The sequence below is a fragment of the Clostridium sp. C8 genome (assembly GCF_001010885.1).
In the GTDB taxonomy this organism is placed as follows: domain Bacteria; phylum Bacillota; class Clostridia; order Clostridiales; family Clostridiaceae; genus Clostridium; species Clostridium sartagoforme.
Map to the genome: position 1 here is coordinate 117,248 of NZ_LBMX01000103.1, position 19,791 is coordinate 137,038.

Annotated in this window: 17 protein-coding genes; all 17 read right to left on the bottom strand. The window is 28.8% G+C overall.

Annotated elements, in window-relative coordinates:
- Positions 1 to 43: 43 nt before the first annotated feature.
- The 17 genes from uvrA to acpS all read right to left on the bottom strand — a co-directional run bounded on the left by uvrA (position 44) and on the right by acpS (position 19,731).
- Positions 44 to 2,869: an excinuclease ABC subunit UvrA gene (gene uvrA / locus AAT22_RS16960; protein ID WP_047002118.1), complete on the bottom strand. Its 2,826-nt coding sequence runs from the start codon at positions 2,867 to 2,869 to the stop codon at positions 44 to 46.
- Positions 2,870 to 3,134: 265 nt separating this feature from the next.
- Positions 3,135 to 4,691, bottom strand: a complete 1,557-nt coding sequence (locus tag AAT22_RS16965; RefSeq protein WP_047002119.1) for a DNA mismatch repair protein MutS — start codon at positions 4,689 to 4,691, stop codon at positions 3,135 to 3,137.
- Positions 4,692 to 4,741: 50 nt separating this feature from the next.
- A complete protein-coding gene (locus tag AAT22_RS16970; protein WP_047002120.1) occupies positions 4,742 to 5,641 on the bottom strand; it encodes a radical SAM protein in 900 nt (299 codons plus the stop codon).
- Positions 5,642 to 5,696: 55 nt separating this feature from the next.
- Positions 5,697 to 7,670: an excinuclease ABC subunit UvrB gene (gene uvrB, locus AAT22_RS16975; protein ID WP_047002121.1), complete on the bottom strand. Its 1,974-nt coding sequence runs from the start codon at positions 7,668 to 7,670 to the stop codon at positions 5,697 to 5,699.
- A gap of 105 nt (positions 7,671 to 7,775) precedes the next feature.
- Positions 7,776 to 9,044, bottom strand: coding sequence for a PDZ domain-containing protein (locus AAT22_RS16980; protein ID WP_047002122.1), 1,269 nt, complete (start codon positions 9,042 to 9,044; stop codon positions 7,776 to 7,778).
- A gap of 11 nt (positions 9,045 to 9,055) precedes the next feature.
- Positions 9,056 to 10,318 (bottom strand): S41 family peptidase, encoded by a 1,263-nt coding sequence (locus AAT22_RS16985; protein ID WP_016207499.1) that lies wholly within the window; start codon positions 10,316 to 10,318, stop codon positions 9,056 to 9,058.
- Positions 10,319 to 10,459: 141 nt separating this feature from the next.
- Positions 10,460 to 11,350: a permease-like cell division protein FtsX gene (gene ftsX, locus AAT22_RS16990; protein WP_047002123.1), complete on the bottom strand. Its 891-nt coding sequence runs from the start codon at positions 11,348 to 11,350 to the stop codon at positions 10,460 to 10,462.
- A complete protein-coding gene (ftsE, locus tag AAT22_RS16995; protein WP_016207501.1) occupies positions 11,340 to 12,026 on the bottom strand; it encodes a cell division ATP-binding protein FtsE in 687 nt (228 codons plus the stop codon). Before ftsE ends, ftsX begins: the two co-directional genes overlap by 11 nt.
- A 153-nt stretch (positions 12,027 to 12,179) precedes the next feature.
- Positions 12,180 to 13,019: a YitT family protein gene (locus AAT22_RS17000; protein WP_040436754.1), complete on the bottom strand. Its 840-nt coding sequence runs from the start codon at positions 13,017 to 13,019 to the stop codon at positions 12,180 to 12,182.
- Between the two features lie 46 nt (positions 13,020 to 13,065).
- Positions 13,066 to 13,911, bottom strand: a complete 846-nt coding sequence (locus AAT22_RS17005; RefSeq protein ID WP_016207503.1) for a YitT family protein — start codon at positions 13,909 to 13,911, stop codon at positions 13,066 to 13,068.
- 366 nt (positions 13,912 to 14,277) lie between these two features.
- Positions 14,278 to 15,222, bottom strand: coding sequence for a transketolase family protein (locus tag AAT22_RS17010; protein ID WP_047002124.1), 945 nt, complete (start codon positions 15,220 to 15,222; stop codon positions 14,278 to 14,280).
- A 2-nt stretch (positions 15,223 to 15,224) separates the two neighbouring features.
- The gene (locus tag AAT22_RS17015; RefSeq protein ID WP_047002125.1) at positions 15,225 to 16,046 is read right to left on the bottom strand and encodes a transketolase; all 822 of its coding nucleotides are present in this window, start codon (positions 16,044 to 16,046) and stop codon (positions 15,225 to 15,227) included.
- Positions 16,047 to 16,304: 258 nt separating this feature from the next.
- The gene (locus tag AAT22_RS17020; protein ID WP_040436753.1) at positions 16,305 to 16,658 is read right to left on the bottom strand and encodes a type II toxin-antitoxin system PemK/MazF family toxin; all 354 of its coding nucleotides are present in this window, start codon (positions 16,656 to 16,658) and stop codon (positions 16,305 to 16,307) included.
- Between the two features lie 8 nt (positions 16,659 to 16,666).
- On the bottom strand, positions 16,667 to 16,909 hold the full coding sequence (locus AAT22_RS17025) for a hypothetical protein (RefSeq protein ID WP_047002126.1): 243 nt from the start codon (positions 16,907 to 16,909) through the stop codon (positions 16,667 to 16,669).
- Between the two features lie 272 nt (positions 16,910 to 17,181).
- Positions 17,182 to 17,793 carry a germination lipoprotein GerS-related protein gene (locus tag AAT22_RS17030; protein WP_016207508.1) on the bottom strand — a complete coding sequence of 204 codons (612 nt, stop codon included), beginning with the start codon at positions 17,791 to 17,793 and terminating at the stop codon, positions 17,182 to 17,184.
- A 73-nt stretch (positions 17,794 to 17,866) separates the two neighbouring features.
- On the bottom strand, positions 17,867 to 19,363 hold the full coding sequence (locus AAT22_RS17035; RefSeq protein WP_047002127.1) for a bifunctional ADP-dependent NAD(P)H-hydrate dehydratase/NAD(P)H-hydrate epimerase: 1,497 nt from the start codon (positions 19,361 to 19,363) through the stop codon (positions 17,867 to 17,869).
- A complete protein-coding gene (gene acpS / locus AAT22_RS17040; RefSeq protein WP_047002128.1) occupies positions 19,363 to 19,731 on the bottom strand; it encodes a holo-ACP synthase in 369 nt (122 codons plus the stop codon). Before acpS ends, AAT22_RS17035 begins: the two co-directional genes overlap by 1 nt.
- Positions 19,732 to 19,791: the final 60 nt, after the last annotated feature.

Here is a 19,791-nt window from a genome sequence, read left to right on the forward strand (position 1 = left end):
TATATATTAAAACTTCTAGTTAAAAATAACAAGTATACTTAACTTATCTTAACATCTTTTTAAGATATTTACCTGTATATGAGTCATTTATCTCACTTATTTGCTCTGGAGTACCTGTTGCAATTATTGTTCCACCTTTGTCTCCACCCTCTGGACCTAAGTCTATTATATAATCTGCACACTTAATCATATCTAAATTATGTTCTATAACCACTACTGTATTTCCTGATTCAACAAGCCTTTGAAGTATTTCAACTAGCCTGCTTACATCATCTACGTGAAGTCCCGTTGTTGGCTCATCTAATATATAAAGAGTTTTCCCAGTACTTCTTTTTGAAAGTTCAAAAGCTAATTTTATTCTTTGTGCTTCTCCTCCTGATAATTGAGTTGATGGTTGACCAAGCCTTATATATCCAAGTCCTACATCATTTAATGTTTCCATTTTATTTTTTATTCTTGGAATATTTTCAAAGAATTTCATAGCTTCTTCTACAGTCATATTTAATACATCATCTATTGATTTTCCTTTATATTTTACTTCTAAGGTTTCCCTATTATATCTTTTACCTTTACATATATCACACGGAACATAAACATCAGATAAAAACTGCATTTCAATTTTTACTATTCCATCTCCTGAGCAAGCTTCACATCTTCCACCTTTTACATTAAAGCTAAATCTTCCTGGCTTATAACCTCTCATTTTAGCTTCTGGAGTTGTAGAAAATAATTCTCTTATTATATCAAAAACTCCTGTATATGTCGCTGGATTTGATCTTGGTGTTCTTCCTATAGGACTTTGATCTATATCTATTATTTTATCAATATTCTCGTATCCTGCTATTTCCTTATGATCTCCCACAGGGTTCTTACTTCTATTTACCAATCTATTAAGTCCCTTATATAATATTTCATTTATTAAAGTACTTTTACCTGAACCTGATACACCTGTTACTGCAGTTATTGTACCTAGTGGTACTTTTATATTAACATTCTTTAAATTGTTTTCCTTTGCTCCTTTAACAGTTATAAAGTTACCATTTCCTGTTCGTCTTTCAGTTGGAATCTCAATTTTCTTTTCTCCTGTCAAGTATTGTCCTGTTATGGAGTTCTTGCATTTTTTTATCTCTTCAATAGTTCCTGCTGCTATTATTTCTCCGCCATGCTCTCCAGCTCTAGGGCCTATATCTACTATATAATCTGCTTCTTTCATTGTATCTTCATCATGCTCAACTACTATTACTGTATTCCCAACATCTCTTAAATTTTTTAAAGTAGCTATAAGTTTATCATTATCTCTTTGGTGAAGTCCTATACTTGGTTCATCTAAAATATATAAAACCCCCATAAGCGCTGAACCTATTTGTGTTGCAAGTCTTATTCTTTGTGCTTCTCCACCTGATAAAGTTCCTGCACTTCTAGCTAGATTTAAATAATCTAATCCCACATCTACTAAGAATGTAAGTCTATTTTTAATTTCTCTCACTATTTGTTCACTAATTTTTTTATCTTTTTCGGAAAACTCTACAGAATTAATATAATCAAGTTCCTCTTTAATTGAATAAGTTGTAAATTCATAAATATTTCTATCTCCTACTAATACAGATAAAGCTTCCTTATTTAATCTTGCGCCCTTACATTTTGGGCAAGCATTATTACCCATATATTGTTCTATAGATGTTTTTATATCATTTGAATTAGTTTCCATATATCTTCTTTTTAATGAATTTATCTCACCATCATAAGAATAGTTATATTGAGATTTAACCCCATCTTTAGTATATGTAACCTTTAATTTCTTACCATTAGTTCCATAAAGAATTAAATCTAAAGCTTCTCTGCTTAACTCTTTCACCGGTCTACTTAAGTCTAAATCATATTCATGACTTATAGCTTGTAAGATTGCATAAGTCCATGATTCTTCCTTAAGTCTTCCTTCTCCCCAGGTTGCAATTGCACCTTCCATTATACTTAAATCTTTATTGGGTATTATTAAATCCTCATCTAATTCCATTAATGTACCAAGTCCATCACAATAATCACACTTTCCATAGGGTGCATTAAAAGAAAATAACCTTGGTTCTATTTCATCTATGCTCATACCACATTGTGGGCATGAAAACTTTTCGCTAAATAATATATCTTCTCCATCTATTATATTTATAGTTACTATGCCTTCCGCAAGCTTTAACGCTGCTTCAATTGAATCTGTTAATCTTCCTTCTACGCCTTCTTTAATTATTATTCTATCAATAACAGCTTCAATAGTATGCTTTTTATTTTTATCTAAAGTTATTTCTTCTTCAGTTAACTCATAAATTGAACCATCAATTCTTGCTCTCACATATCCACTTTTCTTCAATTTCTCTAAAACTTTTTCATGTAATCCCTTTTTCCCTCTAATTACAGGTGCTAAAATTTGAATTTTAGTTTTATCTTCAAAAGCCATTACACTATCTACAATTTGGTCTACAGTTTGTTGTTCTATTGGAATTTTACATTTAGGACAATATGGCTTTCCGACCCTTGCATATAGAAGCCTTAAATAATCATATATTTCCGTTATAGTCCCAACAGTAGATCTTGGATTTTTACTAGTAGTTTTTTGAGCTATAGATATAGCTGGAGATAATCCTTCTATATATTCAACATCAGGCTTATCCATTTGTCCTAAAAATTGTCTTGCATAAGATGAAAGAGATTCTACATATCTTCTTTGCCCTTCTGCATATAAAGTGTCAAATGCTAAAGATGACTTTCCTGATCCTGACAGCCCTGTAAATACTACTAATTTTTCTCTAGGAATCTCTAGTGATACATTTTTTAAATTATGTACTTTCGCACCTCTTATAATAATTTTATCTTTCATATCAAATGCCCCTTCTTATTTTATAACATTAGTTTTTCATTTACTCTAAAATTTAATCTCGAACAAATGTTCTTTATTATATTCTAAATTTTATTATAATTATTGTCAATTACATAATAACTTATTATTTAATAATTATTTTCTTAATCTTTTAAATTTCATATTTTTTCGTATTAAATTAAGAGCTGTTATAAAATAGTGTTATAACAGCTCTTATAAAATATTAAATTTCTTATCTTCTATTATGTAATCATATTACTCATAATTAAATAAATTTCTCTAAATCCTCAGATCTCTTATAAGCATTCTTCACGATACTCTTTGGATAGCCTATATATTCTAATAATCTTATGGCATTTTTTGTTTTTGAAACTCCAGATTTAATTTTATAATCAAAGCTAAGCCCTTCTTTGTTATCAACACTTTCGCTAAAATAAAAGAATTCATAATTTTCTTTTAAAATATCAGCTAATTCCCTATCATGAGTTGCAACTATTGATATTGTCTTTTTAGTATTTATATATTTTAAAATTTCTGCAGAAGCTGCTATTCTTTCAGTAGGATTTGTTCCTCTAAAGATTTCATCTATTGGACAAAATACTGGAATTTCTTTTTCAGTTGCATTTATTATTCTTAATATAGATTCTGCCTCTGCTAAATAATAACTTTTTCCTTCATTTACATCATCACTAGGACTAATTGAAGATACTATATTAAAAATACAGCTTTTATACTTTTTGGCTAAAACAAAATTAAAGCATTGTGCAAATACTATATTTATACCAAGCATTCTTAAAAATGTAGATTTTCCAGACATATTTGTCCCTGTTAAAACTATACCTTTTGTATTGATATTAATAGAATTTGAAACTGCGTCTTCAACTAATGGATGAATTCCTTCTTCTATTTCTAATTGAACTTCTTTTATAAATTCCGGCTTAGAGAAGTTTCCATCTAAACTGCCTTGATAGCAAGCCACAGATATTAATGCTTCTATTTCTCCCAGTATACAATAAAGCTCTAATATTAAAGATCTCTTTTCTTCTATTTCACTACTTATTCTATAATAAGCAGCCTCTTCTAGTAAGAACATCACTGATATTCCTTCAAAAATTCCTGCAAATGCCTTTCCAAATCCAATTACTCTAGTACCTTTATCTATAACTTTTATTTGATTTAAAATACTTTCTATCTTTACTTTATATTCGTTAAGCTCCTCTAAATTAATTTTACTTACTTTTTTTGCGGCAACTATAATTCTTCTTAAATATACTAACCCAACATCTTTAATTTCTTTGGCTTCTTTATTATTTATATAGCTATTCATTAAAACTACGCCAAATAAAGCAATTAAAAATTTAGGATTAGCCATTACTATGGTTAAAATACCTAATATCAATGGTAATATTGTTCCCAAGAAAGTATATATGTAATACTTCTTTTTATTTATGACTAAATAATCCTTTATCATATCTAAAAGTGAATTTTTATTATCATATCCTAAGTTAAAGTAATGAACATGAACCTTTGCTCTTAAATCTATATCATCCCTAAATAAATCTATTAACTTACTTCTCTTTTTTAATACATCATTATTAATATGAATATTCCTAAGCATACAATATAATGCAGCTTCCCCAACGCTACTATATGTCCTATCAATTTTCTCGTACACGCTACTCATATCTAAATCATTATAACTTTGATCATCTAAAGAATATTCTTCCTCTTCTTTCATATCATATAATGATCTTATTAATGAAAAATCTCTTCTTTTAATCTTCTCATATTTATAATCATTTTTTAAATCACTAGCTCTCATATATTTCTATCCCCCTAATTTTATATATAATTTTCCAACTCTCCGCTGAACTAAACTCCTTCATAATTAAACAATGGAATAAAACTTTCCTTATCAGTGCCTTCTTCTTGTATGAATCCATTTTCTACTCCTATGCTTACAGCATAATCTATCATTGCATCATAATGTTTTGAATTTAACCTTTTATTTATCTCAGGATAATCTTTAACATTCTCTAGTGGAGTATATTGATTCATAATACTAATATAAACTTTATTGCCATATTTATTATAAATGTAATCTATTATCTTTTTTGAATCAAATAGAAGTCCTGGTAACATAAGATGCCTTATTATTACACCCTTTTGAACTATTCCATTTTCGTCAAATTTAACTTCCCCAACTTGATCTACCATTTCATCAATTGCTTCTTTTGCAAATTGAAAATAATTTATAGCTTTTGAATATTTAGTGGAATATTTATTATTGAAGTATTTTAAATCCGGAAGATATACATCTATATATCCTTTTAATAATTTTATAGTTTCTACCTTTTCATACCCACTGCTATTATAAATTATAGGTAAATTCAAACCATGTTTTCTTGACTGTTTTATAGCTTCAATAATTTGCACCACATAATGAGTTGGAGTAACTAAATTTATATTTAATGCGCCCTTCTCTTGAAGTTCTATAAATATTTCTGCTAATCTTTCTGTAGTTATTTCCTTTCCATATTCACATTGACTTATATCATAATTTTGGCAAAAAACACATTTCAATGTACAATGAGAGAAGAATACTGTTCCTGATCCATCTTCACCTGATATACATGGTTCTTCCCAATAATGAAGGGCAGCTCTTGCTACCCTTATTTTATCAGAAGCTCCACAAAACCCTCTATTCCCATTCAACCTATTTACACCACAATTTCTTGGGCATAAATTACAACTTTCTAATAATTCAAGCATTCCATCACCCCGACAGTAATTAGCAATTAACACTTAATAGTTAATTATTAAATTTTTAGCCTTTTAGCTTATTTATTATATCACGTAGCTCTGCTGCTCTTTCGAATTGTAAATTCTTAGCTGCATCCATCATCTCATCTGTGTACTTCTTAATTAACTTTTTCTTATCCTTAACTGAAAGATCTTTTGTATTTTCATTTTCCACTTCATATTTTTCTGCCTCTTCAGCAACCTTAGTTGCCTCTATCACATCTCTTACTTCTTTTATTATTGTTTGAGGCGTAATTCCATGTTCTTCATTATATTTAATTTGAATTTCTCTTCTTCTTTCGGTTTCCTTTATTGCTTTATCCATTGATTTAGTAATATTATCTGCATACATTATTACTCTACTTTCGGAGTTTCTTGCAGCTCTTCCTACTGTTTGAATTAATGATGTTTCAGAACGTAAGAACCCTTCTTTATCAGCATCTAAGATAGCTACTAATGCAACTTCTGGAATATCTAGCCCTTCTCTTAATAAGTTAATTCCTACTAAAACATCATATTCTCCAAGTCTTAAATCTCTTATAATTTCCATTCTTTCTATTGTCTTTATATCTGAATGCATATAAGTAGTTTTTATTCCTAAATCTGTTAAGTATTTCGTTAAATCTTCTGCCATTCTTTTTGTTAATGTGGTAATAAGAGTTCTAAAACCTTTTTCTGTAGTTTTCTTTATTTCTGCATATAAGTCATCTATTTGTCCTTTAACTGGCCTTATTTCTATTATCGGATCTAAAAGTCCAGTAGGTCTTATTACTTGTTCTGCAATATTTGTTGAATGATCTATCTCATATTGAGCAGGGGTTGCACTTACAAATACTACTTGATTTATTTTTTTTTCAAATTCTTCAAACTTTAATGGTCTATTATCATATGCACATGGTAGCCTAAATCCATACTCTACTAATGTATTTTTTCTTGATCTATCTCCTGCATACATAGCTCTAGCTTGTGGTAAGGTAACATGACTTTCATCTATAAACATTAAAAAATCTTCTGGAAAATAATCTAATAAAGTTTTAGGAGGCGTTCCTGGTGCTCTACCATCTAATACTCTTGAATAATTTTCTATTCCACTACAATAACCCATTTCTCTAATCATTTCTATATCATAATTAGTTCTTTGTCTTAGTCTTTGTGCTTCTAACAATTTCTCTTGACTATTTAATTCTTTAATTCTATCTTCTAATTCATCTTCTATAGTTCTTATAGCCTTTTCCAAAACATCCCTAGATGTCGCAAAGTGAGATGCCGGTGAAATGGATACATGATTTCTTTCTCCTATTATATTTCCTGTTAAAACATCGAATTCTCTAATTCTTTCTATTTCATCTCCAAAGAATTCAATTCTTATTCCTTTACTAGAAGAATAAGAAGGAATAATGTCTAATGAATCTCCTCTTACTCTAAAGCTTCCTCTTGCAAAATCTATGTCATTTCTTTCGTATTGTATTTCAATAAGTTTTTTTATTATTTCATCCCTATCTTTTATCATTCCTGGTCTTAAAGATATTGTAAGTTTTTTGTATTCATCCGGATTACCAAGTCCATATATACAAGATATTGATGCAACTATTATTACATCTCTTCTTTCTAATAAAGCTGAAGTAGCCGAGTGTCTAAGCTTATCAATTTCATCATTTATTGAAGCATCTTTCTCTATAAATGTATCTGTTTGTGGTACATATGCTTCTGGTTGATAGTAATCATAATATGAAACAAAATATTCTACTATATTATCTGGAAAAAACTCCTTAAATTCTGAACATAATTGTGCTGCTAAAGTTTTATTATGAGCTAAAATAATCGTTGGTTTTTGTAATCTCTCTATTATATTAGCCATGGTATATGTTTTACCTGATCCTGTTACACCTAATAAAGTTTGCCCTTTATCTCCTCTTTTTATTGAATTAACTAAGCTATCAATAGCTTTAGGTTGATCTCCAGTTGGTTTAAATTTTGATACAATTTTTAATTCAGGCATATTATCACCCCCATATATTATTTTACATATTTATATTTTATCCTTTATGTTCATCTTATACAACGTATAACAATTAACTATTAATTATTAAAATAAAAAGAAAGCTTAGCGCTTTCTTTTCATTTCTTCTAATACCTTTTTAAAATTATCATTATCTACACTTAAAGCATTTTCTACATTCACCATTTTAGGCACGAGTAGCAATCCAAGCCTTTTATTCTTTGGAATTACTTTTAAATCGACTATTTCCCCGGAAATTTTCCTTATTTTAAGAGAAATTTCATGAATGTTATCTTTAACAATCTTAAAAATTTCAACTTCTGAAATAGCTTTTATATCATTTACTTGTATTATTTTATCTCCTCTTCTTATACCTGCTTCATGTGCAGGCGACATAGGAGCTACTTCTAATACAGATACTCCACTATCATCAGTGACATATTTATAATCTCCAGATTCCTCTAACTTATTTTGAACTTTAATCATTATTTCATGCCCCAATGGTGCAAATATTATAGTAACAATTTGTCCAATTATTCCAAATTGAGCTACTTGTGCTACTAAAGTTAGTATCACTCCATAAATAAGTATTCCAATACCTGAATATAATGGTTTTTTAATTTTATCATTGGTAAATGATACTGAGTTATATCCTACCACTCCATATAGAGGCATTGCCGTTATTATTGCTGTGCTTAATATCAATAAAGTTTCTGATTTATTTATTAAAGGCCACCAATTAGGTGTTTCAATTGCAGATGTTGCAACACTAGATATATCTCCAGATAAAGCTATGAATATAGCTACAGGCAGTGCCCAATATCTATTATAAGCAAATCCACCTACTATCTTATTTTCCTTATTTGAAAATACAGGTATTGCTCCTCTACCACCATCAAACATAACTAGAAAACCTTCTACAACATGCATAATCCCAACAAATGTCATAAGTGCTAATATGTTAACATTTATATACGATTGTGTTTTAGTGGCATTAGCTAAGAATTCTGATATTATGCTTATAGCTCCTAATACCGCTCCTGAGTAAGCAAAGCATATAAATCTCTTCTTTACAAAAAGTAAAAAAATAGATATTATAAACATTATTTCTATTCCAGAGTTCTCATTAAATATAATTCCTAAGCTACTTAGTACTAAACTTATAATAGCTCCAGCTATTATTCCTAATGAAAGTTGTGACAAAGTAAGTTCTAGAGGAGAGTTAATACTCTCCCCAATAGTCATTTTTTGCATTATTGTCACTTTTTTATTTTTTAAATAAAACATTACTCCTAAAACTATCAGCATAAATATGTGCATTGGCTCAACTATGGCATATGCTACCGTTCTTAGTGTATATAGTATTAACTCCATTTCTGAGCCTCCTATTTTAATTTATCTTTTATTGATTCTAAAGCCTTATTAAACTGTGGATCTATACTCCTATCATATTCTTTTGATAATATTTCTTCTGGAATAGTAACTTCTATATCTGGCTTAATTCCAACCTTGTGTATATTTTCTCCATTTGGAGTATAGTATTTTGAAGTTGTTACCTTTAATCCACCATTTCCATCTTTAAATTCTATTAATTGTTGAACAACACCTTTCCCAAAACTTGTTGTACCTATTGTAGTGCCTGCGCCATAATCTCTTAAGGCTCCAGTAACTACCTCTGAAGCAGATGCACTTCCTCCGTCTATTAATATAACTAAAGGCATTCCCTCAGCTTCTCCGCCAACAGAGTTTGATTCTTGCTTGTTGTCATACTTATCTATAGTATATGTTACTACTTTTCCCTTTGGTATGAATTGTGAAGCAACGTTAACTGCTTCTCCTAAAAAACCTCCTGGGTTTCCTCTCAAGTCTAAGATCATACCCTTCATACCTTGATTTTTTAGTTCAATTATCTTTTCCTTAAAATTCTTAGCCACATCTTCATCGAAAGAAGATATTTGTATATATCCTATATCTCCGTCTAAGACTTCTCCCTTTACTGAAATCATCTTAATTACATCTCTAATTATTGTTATATCAAGAGACTGAGAACTTGCTCTTGCAACTGTTAATGTTACTGGCTTACCTTGTTCTCCCTTTATCATAGATATTGTTTTTTCTACATTTGGCTCTGTTATGTCTTTTCCATCTACTTTTAATATAACATCGCCACTTTTTAGGCCCGCTTCTTCAGCTGGTGAACCTTCTATTGGTGCTACAACAGTAACCTTGTCATCCTTTATTCCTAACTGAGCTCCTATTCCAACAAAGTGTCCCTCACTTTGCTCTACAAATGATTTATATTCATCGGAATTCATAAATATTGTATATGGATCATTTAATGATTGAGTCATGCCTTTTATAGCTGCTTCTAATAAGGTGTCATCATCTATTTCTCCATCATATTTAGCTAACAGTGCATCCCTTACTTGGAATAATAAATCATATTTTTTAACATCCTTTATATCACCTAAATCCTTCGCTACATCTTTACTTACACTTTTTAATGATAAGCCATTAAATGCAAATACATTACCAATGTAGAAAAACATTATATTAGAAAATATAAATACTATAACTATTCCAATTATTATTAAGGACTTTTTATATTTATTATTTTTTTTTATATTTTTACTGTTATTTTCCTCCATATATTAATACTTCCTTTCATAAAACTCTCTCAGTGGGCTATACACATATTATCTATACTCTAAGATTGCTTTAAATATGTTTTAAGTGGAGATAAACCCCACTTAATTTATATTAATTATTTTTTCTTTTTGTTCTATATTTTATACATCTAAGAATTTTCTTAATGCTACTATACTTCCTGCTGCACCAACTAATATTCCACCTACTAAGAATAGCCATGTTAATGTTCCAAGCACAAAGCTTGGTGTAACTAGTGTCACTAAGAACATATTTGAAACTATGTATCCATAAGCCCATTTATAAAGTGTAAATAATAATACGCTTGACAATAAAGAACCTACCATACCTATTATCATACCTTCTATTATAAATGGCCACCTTATAAACCAATCAGTAGCACCTACAAATTTCATTATTCCAACTTCTTTTCTTCTTGAATATACTGTTATCTTAGTTGTGTTAGTTATTAAGAATATAGAAACTCCTATAAATACTACAAATAATATTAATCCAGCTATTCTAACTCCACTAACAAATGAACTTATTGCATTTATCATTTCTTGTTGATTAGATATATTTTCTACACCAGTCATATCCTCTACGGCTTTTGTAATTTCATTTGCATCTTCTGGATTTTCTAATTTTACTATAAAAGAACTTGGAAGAGGATTATTTTGTAAATCATACCCTTGTAATAAACCAGGGTTATCTTTTAAGCTTTCTTTAAAGTTTAAAAATGCTTCTTCCCTTGATTCATATATTACTTCCTTTGCTCCCTTTTGTTCATTTAGCTTTAACTCTATCTCTCTTTGATCTAATAACTTTATATCATCTTTTAAAAAGACTTTAATCTCTACCTTGGATGCAACATCTTCTATTGCTTTATTAAAATTTAATCCTAATAAGGTAAATGTACCAAATATAAAAAATGTTATTAGTACAGTGATCATTGCTGCTATACTTAGTGTTCTATTTCTTCTAAGACTTTTCATTGCGTCTACAAAAAAGTATTTCAGTGTATTAATTTTCATTTTCGTACATCCCCCTCTTTGTATCTCTTGCTATATTTCCCTTCTCTATGGCAATAACTCTTTTTTTCATGCTATCAACTATCTCTTTAGCATGAGTAGCCATTAGTATAGTTGTTCCTGCCCTATTAATATCCTCTAATAAATCCATAATTTCTTTAGCTGTTTCTGGATCTAGATTTCCTGTTGGCTCATCACATATTAAAACTGAAGGATTATTAACTATAGCTCTTGCTAATGCAACCCTTTGTTGCTCACCACCAGATAGCTCAGTTGGGAACATCTTATATTTATGAGAAAGCCCCACTAATGATAATACCATAGGTACTCTCTTCCTTATTTCCTTAGGAGATGCCTCTACAACCCTCATAGCAAAAGCGACATTTTCATATACATTCAATGTCGGAATAAGTCTAAAGTCTTGGAAAACCATTCCTATTTTTCTTCTGTAATAAGGTATTTGTCTTCTTGATATGGTTGAAAGCTTTTTACCTGCAACTGCTATATCTCCAACTGTTGGTTCTATTTCCTTAATTAACATTTTAATAAAAGTTGACTTTCCTGATCCTGAAGGTCCAACTAAAAATACAAACTCACCTGATTCTATATTTATATTCACATCTGATAAAGCCTTTACATTATTATCATATAGCTTAGATACATTTTTAAATTCTATCATTTCACAACACCTCGCATAAGCGTATTATTTTAAAAGTTGTTAAACCTATAGCGTTATTATAGCATAACAAAGAGCAAGGAAAAACTTTTTTTATTCCTTTATCACTAATAAAATCTATATTTTTTCAAAATTCTTTTAAATTTTCATTATTTCTTAATAATCTGTAAATCCTTTACCTAACGCTTCTGTTGATTCACTTACAGTTAAAAAAGCTTCTGGATTATTATGCTTTATAAATTGTTTTAAAGTTATAAATTGACTTGAATTTAATACTGTATATATAACTGTTGTATTTTCTTTGGTATATCCACCTTTTCCAGTTAAAATTGTACATCCCCTATCTATTTCATTATTTATAAAATCTACTACTAATTTTTCTTTATTAGTTATTATAAATACTTGTTTTACAGGATTTATACCAGCACTAAATCTATCAACTAAATTTCCTATTAATATTGCACTTAAAAGACCAAATAATCCCTTTTCAACTCCAAATGAATATATTGCTAGTAATGTTACTGTACAATCTGCAATTAATAAACCTTGACCTATCGGTAAATTAAAGTACTTATTTATAATCTTTGCTAATATGCTTGTTCCACCAGTAGATGCATCTTGATGAAATACTATCGTTGTTCCTATTGCCAATACTGCTGATCCAAATATACATGATAGAATTAAATTCTCAGTTATAGCTTTAGGCTGTAAAAAGGTTTCGCAAATCCACATAATAATTGACATCATTACACTTGCATAAATACTTTTTGCTCCAAATGATCCTCCTATTAAGAAAAATGCTAATATAAATAAAATAACATTAAATATAAAAACTAAAATACTTGGATTTATATTTACCATTTTTGTTATTGCTAACGCTAATCCAGATACACCACCTGCTGCTATTCCATTTGGAAAGAAAAAGTATTCTAATCCTAAAGCTACTATTGTTACACCTACTGTTGATAAAAGATATTCTTTTAATTTATTCTTCATATGGTTTGTTTCCCTCCTAATTAAAATGTCCCCCTTGTTAGTACTATTATTGTATATTTCTAAATCCTTCTCCCATAACTTCATGAACTTCTCCAACAGTAATAAAAGCTCTAGGATCTATCTTGCTTATATGTTGTTTTAGTTTTATAAATTCACTTCTTCCTAGTACTGCATACAACACATAGGTATCTTTTCCTGTGAATCCTCCAACACCCTTTAAATAAGTACATCCTCTTTCTAAATCATTCATTATGAATTTACCTATTTCATCATTTTTACTACTTATTATAGTTACTTCCTTACATACATGGAATCCTTCTATAACTTTATCAATTGCTATACCATTTATTATGACTGAGATTAATCCATATAATCCTATATTTATTCCAAAAGTAATAGCTCCTAATAAGGTTATTATAAAATCTACTGCTAATAAAGACTTACCTATATCTATATGAAAGAATTTATTTAATATTTTGGCAATAGTATCTGTACCACCTGTTGATGCATTTGCATTAAATACAATTGCCATGCCTATAGCTGTTATAAAGGTTCCAAAAATAGATGCTAGCATTAAATCTTCTGTTAGTGCTTGAGGATTAAAAAATTTTTCTATTATAGTCATCATTCCAGCTAAACTAAAACTAGAAACTATTGTTTTTACCCCAAAACTTTTCCCAAGAAAAATAAATCCAACTATAAATAAAACTAAATCCATTATGAACACTAAGGGACCTGTTGATATTGAAGGTATATAGTGATTTATTACTATAGCTAAACCAGTTAATCCCCCTGCCGCTATATTATTAGGTATGAAAAAATATTCTAATGATAGTGCTACTAAAAATACTCCAACAATAATTAAACAATATTCCTTTATTTTTTCTTTCATTTTATATCCCCCTTCCTTAGAGAATCTCTATTATTTTCTCTCATATTATGCGTTTTTATCCGAAGTAAATTATAATATTTTAACTAAACAATTAAAGAATCTCATCTAATATTATATATATGTTTTAATTAATAATCTATATAATTAAAACTAGTATTACATATATGTTTTAATTAATAATATAAATATTATTTTCTTATAAGGATAATAATGTTATTCAATTAAAATTACATTATTATCCTTATGCTCATACCTACTTTATATAATTTATAATTTCAATTAAAGTAAAAAGCTGTAGAAAACTTCTACAGCTTAGTGGTAAATATAGCTATTTTATATATATTTAAATTATTATAGTAAACTTATTTATTTCTTTAATGAAATTGCCTTTTTAGCCTTTTCTATTACATTATTAGCAGTTAATCCATAAGCCTCTAATAATTGATCTGGCAATCCACTTTCTCCAAATACATCATTTACACCAACCCTTAAAACAGGTACTGGAATCTCTTCACTTAATACTTCTGCAACAGCTGACCCTAGTCCGCCAATTATATTATGTTCTTCAACCGTAACTATTGCTCCTGTCTCTCTTGCTGCTTTAACTAGTATTTCTTTATCTATTGGTTTCAATGTATGAATATTTATTACTCTTGCAATAATCCCTTGGTTTTTTAATTGTTCTTTTGCTTCCAATGCAACATCTACCATTATTCCAGTAGCAATTATTGTTACATCTTTTCCTTCTGCTAATGTTACACCTTTTCCTATTTTAAATTCATAAGTATTTTCATCATTTATAACATTAACTGCTGATCTTCCAAGTCTAACATAACAAGGTCCATCATATTTTGCTATAGCTTTAATTGCTGCTTCAGTTTCTACTGCATCAGAAGGACATATCACTGTCATATTAGGAATACTTCTCATTAATGCTAAATCTTCTATTGCTTGATGAGATGCTCCATCTTCTCCTACTGTTAGCCCCGCATGTGTTGCACATACTTTAACATTTAATTTGGGATAGCATATAGAGTTTCTTATTTGCTCAAAAGCTCTTCCTGCTGCAAACATTGCGAAAGTACTAACAAATGGTATTTTACCACAAGTAGATAAGCCTGCTGCAACCCCCATCATATTACATTCAGCAATTCCCATATTAAAGAATCTTTCTTCACAAACAGCTTTAAAATCTGCAGTCTTTGTAGATTTTGAGAGATCTGCATCTAAAACTACTATGTTATTGTTTATATTAGCTAATGATGCTAATGCCTTACCATAAGCTTCTCTTGTTGCAATCTTTTTACTCATTACTAGTTACCTCCAATTTCTGCTAAAGCTTGCTCGCATTGTTCTTTACTTGGCGCCGTTCCATGCCATGCAGCTTGATTTTCCATAAAAGAAACTCCTTTTCCTTTTATTGTATTACATACAACAACAGTTGGCTTTCCTTTGCAAGCTTTTGCTTTCTCTATTGAATCTAATATTTGCTCTATATTATGACCATCTATAACTAAGACATTCCATCCGAAAGCCTTAAATTTTTCATCTATCGGAGATGGATTCATAACTTTTGTTATATCACCATCAATTTGTAATCCATTAAAGTCAATGAATGCAGTTAAATTATCTAACTTATAATGACTTGCTGACATTGTTGCTTCCCACACTTGACCTTCTTCAAGCTCTCCATCACCTAGAAGAGTATAGACTCTATAATTCTTATTATCAATTTTTCCTGCTAATGCCATTCCTACAGAAGCTGAAATCCCTTGACCTAAAGATCCTGTTGACATATCTATTCCAGGTAAGTACCTCATACTTGGATGCCCTTGTAATCTTGAACCAATTTTTCTTAAAGTATTTAATTCTTCAACAGGAAAATAACCTCTTCTCGCTAGCACACTATATAAAACAGGGGCTGCATGTCCTTTTGACAATACAAATCTATCTCTATTTTCATCTTTAGGATCCTCTGGATTTATATTCATTTCATTAAAAAATAATGTAGTTAATATGTCTGCTGCTGATAATGAACCTCCAGGATGTCCTGAACGTGATTCTGTCAACATTGAAACTATATCTCCACGTACAGTTTTTGCTACTGATTTTAATTCTTCAACATTTTTTATCATTTTTTATCCTCCTAAGATTTTATTTGCCTGTAAATATATTGTGCTTTATTTACTAAAATTATTTTATCATAATATTTTTATTTTGTATATACTATTGAAGATTTTTTGTTATTCTAATATGTGTATTGTACCAATATTGTATATACTAATGGTCTGCAGTGTATAACTTTACTTCTTTTCTATAAACTTATTATAAAAGAAAAGAAACCCTAATCGGGTTTCTTAAGTATTTAATATACTCTTTTATCAAATAAAACTTTATACAAGATTTAAGCTAATTAGTAAAGCCTTATTAACTTTTTTCATATCCGAATCTGTCATATGTCCTATTTTCTCTTTTAATCTCTTTTTATCTAGTGTTCTTACCTGTTCTAATAAAACAACAGAATCTCTATTTAATCCATATTCTTCTGAAGAAATCTCTACATGAGTTGGTAATTTAGCCTTATTTATTTGAGATGTTATTGCTGCTACTATAACTGTTGGACTATATTTATTACCTATATCATTTTGAATTATTATAACTGGTCTAATTCCACCTTGTTCTGAACCTATAACAGGACTTAAATCTGCATAAAAAATATCCCCTCTTTTTACTACCATAGTCGTCATTAGAAATATCACACTCCGCAAAGCCAGTTCTCATATTCATTAATATCTGCAATTTCGCACTCGAAAGGAAGTTGTGAAAGCTCCAAATTAATTTTAGACATCTCTTTGTAACCAGCTTTCATTAATTCTATAAATTCCATATTAAATTGATTTTCATTATATTCTATTAAATTAGGGTCAATAAATTGACTCTTTTTTTTAATTTTAACTACATTTTTTATAAAGTGTATGTTTTTAACTTTTTTAGACATAATTTGCCTCCAGGTAGTAAAAATCTATGTATAAATAAATTATATTGCAAATTATGTCACTTTGTCAAAACTTATGTTACACTTTTTATTTAATTTTCTAATTATATAATATTACCTATTAACAATTAACTGATAATAATTATTTTTTTATAATACCTTAATTTTCTTCTTATAGTTAAAACTATTATATATACTTATGTACTCCATTTTTTTTACTTCTTTCAGTGTACTAATGTTAATTTAAGATATTGAACTGGTTATTTTTATTTTATTTATTCTAGCAATCCATTATCTAATTGCTTTAATTTTTCAAAATCATTGTATACAATTCTTATTCTGTCTTTTCCATCCTTATCATATATAATTGCTCCTATTGGAGTTTTTTCTTGTTTATCTATAAAAATCCTAATCTTATCCAAATGATCGTTATCTAAAAACATCTCACAGGTAAATTCTATATATTCAGTATCTCCCCATTCTTCTTGTCCCTCTTTTATGCCATTTTCATCAATAGGATATGATAATAACTTATTCAAAAATGCTAAAGAATGAACTATATCCATTTCCTGTTCCATTGTATATTCCTTATTTGATATATTATCTTTAACTATAATCTTATTATCCTTATAAATTTTTGTTCTTTCTTCTCCAAAATCAATTCTTCCACCAATATCTTTTAAATAATATTGAGTAGTATCTTCTCTTTCTTCGTATCTACTGTTTTTTATTATATACTCCACTTTTGTACTGTAACATTTTATTTCTTTTAACGACTTAATTATATCTTCATTAGTTGGCTCTGCTGTAACTCTAAATAATATTACTAAAATAATTGATATAATTGGTATACATACCATAAGTATTAATAATAACTTCTTTTTCATAAATCCTCCTAAAGCCTATCTGTTCATTATTACTAATATTAGCTTTAATCGGATTTTATTCATACTTTAATATTTATCTAGCTATATAATCCATAACTTTTGATATATTCTCTATAACTTCAGACGCCACTGTACTATACTTTTCAGAAGATGCCATCTCTCCTGATAATCCATGTATATATGTGCCAAGTAATGCTGAATTCATTATAGAATGATTTTGACCAAGAAGGGCTGATATTATTCCTGTTAAGCAGTCCCCCATTCCCCCTGAAGCCATTTTACTATTCCCAGTATTATTTATGTACACATCATCACCATTTGTTATTACTGTATTATATCCTTTTAATACCACAACTATATTATTTTCTTTTGCATATTTCTTAGCAACTTCTATCCTATTATCCTCAACAAATTCTATAGATTCACCTATAATTTTTGCCATTTCACCCGGATGAGGGGTAAAAATTGCTTTTCCTTTAATTTTTTTCATTATTGATTTATCCTTTGTTAATAATTGAAGTGCTCCTGCATCAACAACAAAAAATTTTCCTTTATAGTCTTCTATGTAATCCAATATATCTTTATATAACGTATCTCCTGTTGTTCCAGGACCAATTGCAATTACATCTGAATTATTAAGAGTTTCTTTTACCTTATCACGCTCCTCTATATCTAACGTCATAGCTTCAATAAGCTTACAACTTAATTTATCTTGTACATATCTTGAAGATATCAAAGTAGTTAATCCAGCACCAGATTTTACACATGCCTCTGTAGCTATATAAGCCGCTCCAGTATACCCCTTGCTACCAGCCAAGATAGAAATTTTCCCATAAGTTCCCTTATGACCATACAAACTTCTTCTATTTAATAAATTACTATACTGCTCTTTCTCCAAAATAAATATATTTTCTGAATTCTTTTTCTTAACGATTTCAGGAATTCCTATATTTAATACATTTAATTCACCTAGGTATTTTAATGCATTATATTCTATAAATCCTCTTTTTATAACTTCAAAAGTATAGCTTATATCTGCCTCTATAGCAGCTCCCATAGGTTCTCCATTATCTGCATTTAATCCTGATGGAACATCAATACTTATTTTAACTTTAAATTTTTTATTTATAGTATTTATTAATTTTATATAAAAGTCATTTAATTTTCTATTTAATCCTATTCCAAATATACAATCTATTGCAATTTCATAATCCTTTAGATTTGTAAAAAATTCGTCTAAATTATTTTCATTATTTATGAATGAAATATTTGAAGTAAGATTATTTAGTATATTTAGGTTAACAGAAAATTCATTAGAGCATTTTTCTAAACCTCCTATTACTACTATATGAACATCTCTATTTTGTAAAATTAATTTTCTTGCAATAGCTAATCCATCCCCACCATTATTTCCTATTCCACAAAAAACAATAAAATTTCCTTTCAACTCCAAAATATTACTTATAACTTCATTTGAAGCATTCTCCATAAGAATAATACTTGGTATTCCGATTTTATCTATAGTATATTTATCAATATCTTTGCACTTTCTTGTTGACATTATATACATTATGATTCCTCCAAAATAGCAAATGCTATAGCAGATGTATTATTGTGTGATATAGATAAGTTTAACTTATACCCTTTTCCTATCAACTTTTCTATATTATCACTTAAAAACACTATCGGTTTGCCTAAATCATCTCTTAATACTTCTATTTCTTTTAAAGAAAATCCTCTTATTCCAGTACCTAAAGACTTACTTATTGCTTCTTTTGCTGCAAAGTTTCCTGCTATAACTTCTGATCTCATATTTTTAGATTTAAATAACGTTATTTCTTTATCTGTAAATATTTTTTCTATAAACCCATTTGTTCTATCAATAGCCTTTTTTATTCTATCTATTTCAATTATATCTGTTCCTATTCCTATTATCATAAAACCACCTCTAATATATTTTACTATAAATATTAGATTTTATATGATTTTTAATATCCT

What these genes read in the sequence shown, in the direction of transcription:
- uvrA (WP_047002118.1), bottom strand. Translation starts at nt 2,869, where the DNA reads ATGAAAGATAAAATTATTATAAGAGGTGCGAAAGTACATAATTTAAAA.
- AAT22_RS16965 (WP_047002119.1), bottom strand. Translation starts at nt 4,691, where the DNA reads ATGAGAGCTAGTGATTTAAAAAATGATTATAAATATGAGAAGATTAAA.
- AAT22_RS16970 (WP_047002120.1), bottom strand. Translation starts at nt 5,641, where the DNA reads ATGCTTGAATTATTAGAAAGTTGTAATTTATGCCCAAGAAATTGTGGT.
- uvrB (WP_047002121.1), bottom strand. Translation starts at nt 7,670, where the DNA reads ATGCCTGAATTAAAAATTGTATCAAAATTTAAACCAACTGGAGATCAA.
- AAT22_RS16980 (WP_047002122.1), bottom strand. Translation starts at nt 9,044, where the DNA reads ATGGAGTTAATACTATATACACTAAGAACGGTAGCATATGCCATAGTT.
- AAT22_RS16985 (WP_016207499.1), bottom strand. Translation starts at nt 10,318, where the DNA reads ATGGAGGAAAATAACAGTAAAAATATAAAAAAAAATAATAAATATAAA.
- ftsX (WP_047002123.1), bottom strand. Translation starts at nt 11,350, where the DNA reads ATGAAAATTAATACACTGAAATACTTTTTTGTAGACGCAATGAAAAGT.
- ftsE (WP_016207501.1), bottom strand. Translation starts at nt 12,026, where the DNA reads ATGATAGAATTTAAAAATGTATCTAAGCTATATGATAATAATGTAAAG.
- AAT22_RS17000 (WP_040436754.1), bottom strand. Translation starts at nt 13,019, where the DNA reads ATGAAGAATAAATTAAAAGAATATCTTTTATCAACAGTAGGTGTAACA.
- AAT22_RS17005 (WP_016207503.1), bottom strand. Translation starts at nt 13,911, where the DNA reads ATGAAAGAAAAAATAAAGGAATATTGTTTAATTATTGTTGGAGTATTT.
- AAT22_RS17010 (WP_047002124.1), bottom strand. Translation starts at nt 15,222, where the DNA reads ATGAGTAAAAAGATTGCAACAAGAGAAGCTTATGGTAAGGCATTAGCA.
- AAT22_RS17015 (WP_047002125.1), bottom strand. Translation starts at nt 16,046, where the DNA reads ATGATAAAAAATGTTGAAGAATTAAAATCAGTAGCAAAAACTGTACGT.
- AAT22_RS17020 (WP_040436753.1), bottom strand. Translation starts at nt 16,658, where the DNA reads ATGACGACTATGGTAGTAAAAAGAGGGGATATTTTTTATGCAGATTTA.
- AAT22_RS17025 (WP_047002126.1), bottom strand. Translation starts at nt 16,909, where the DNA reads ATGTCTAAAAAAGTTAAAAACATACACTTTATAAAAAATGTAGTTAAA.
- AAT22_RS17030 (WP_016207508.1), bottom strand. Translation starts at nt 17,793, where the DNA reads ATGAAAAAGAAGTTATTATTAATACTTATGGTATGTATACCAATTATA.
- AAT22_RS17035 (WP_047002127.1), bottom strand. Translation starts at nt 19,363, where the DNA reads ATGTATATAATGTCAACAAGAAAGTGCAAAGATATTGATAAATATACT.
- acpS (WP_047002128.1), bottom strand. Translation starts at nt 19,731, where the DNA reads ATGATAATAGGAATAGGAACAGATATAATTGAAATAGATAGAATAAAA.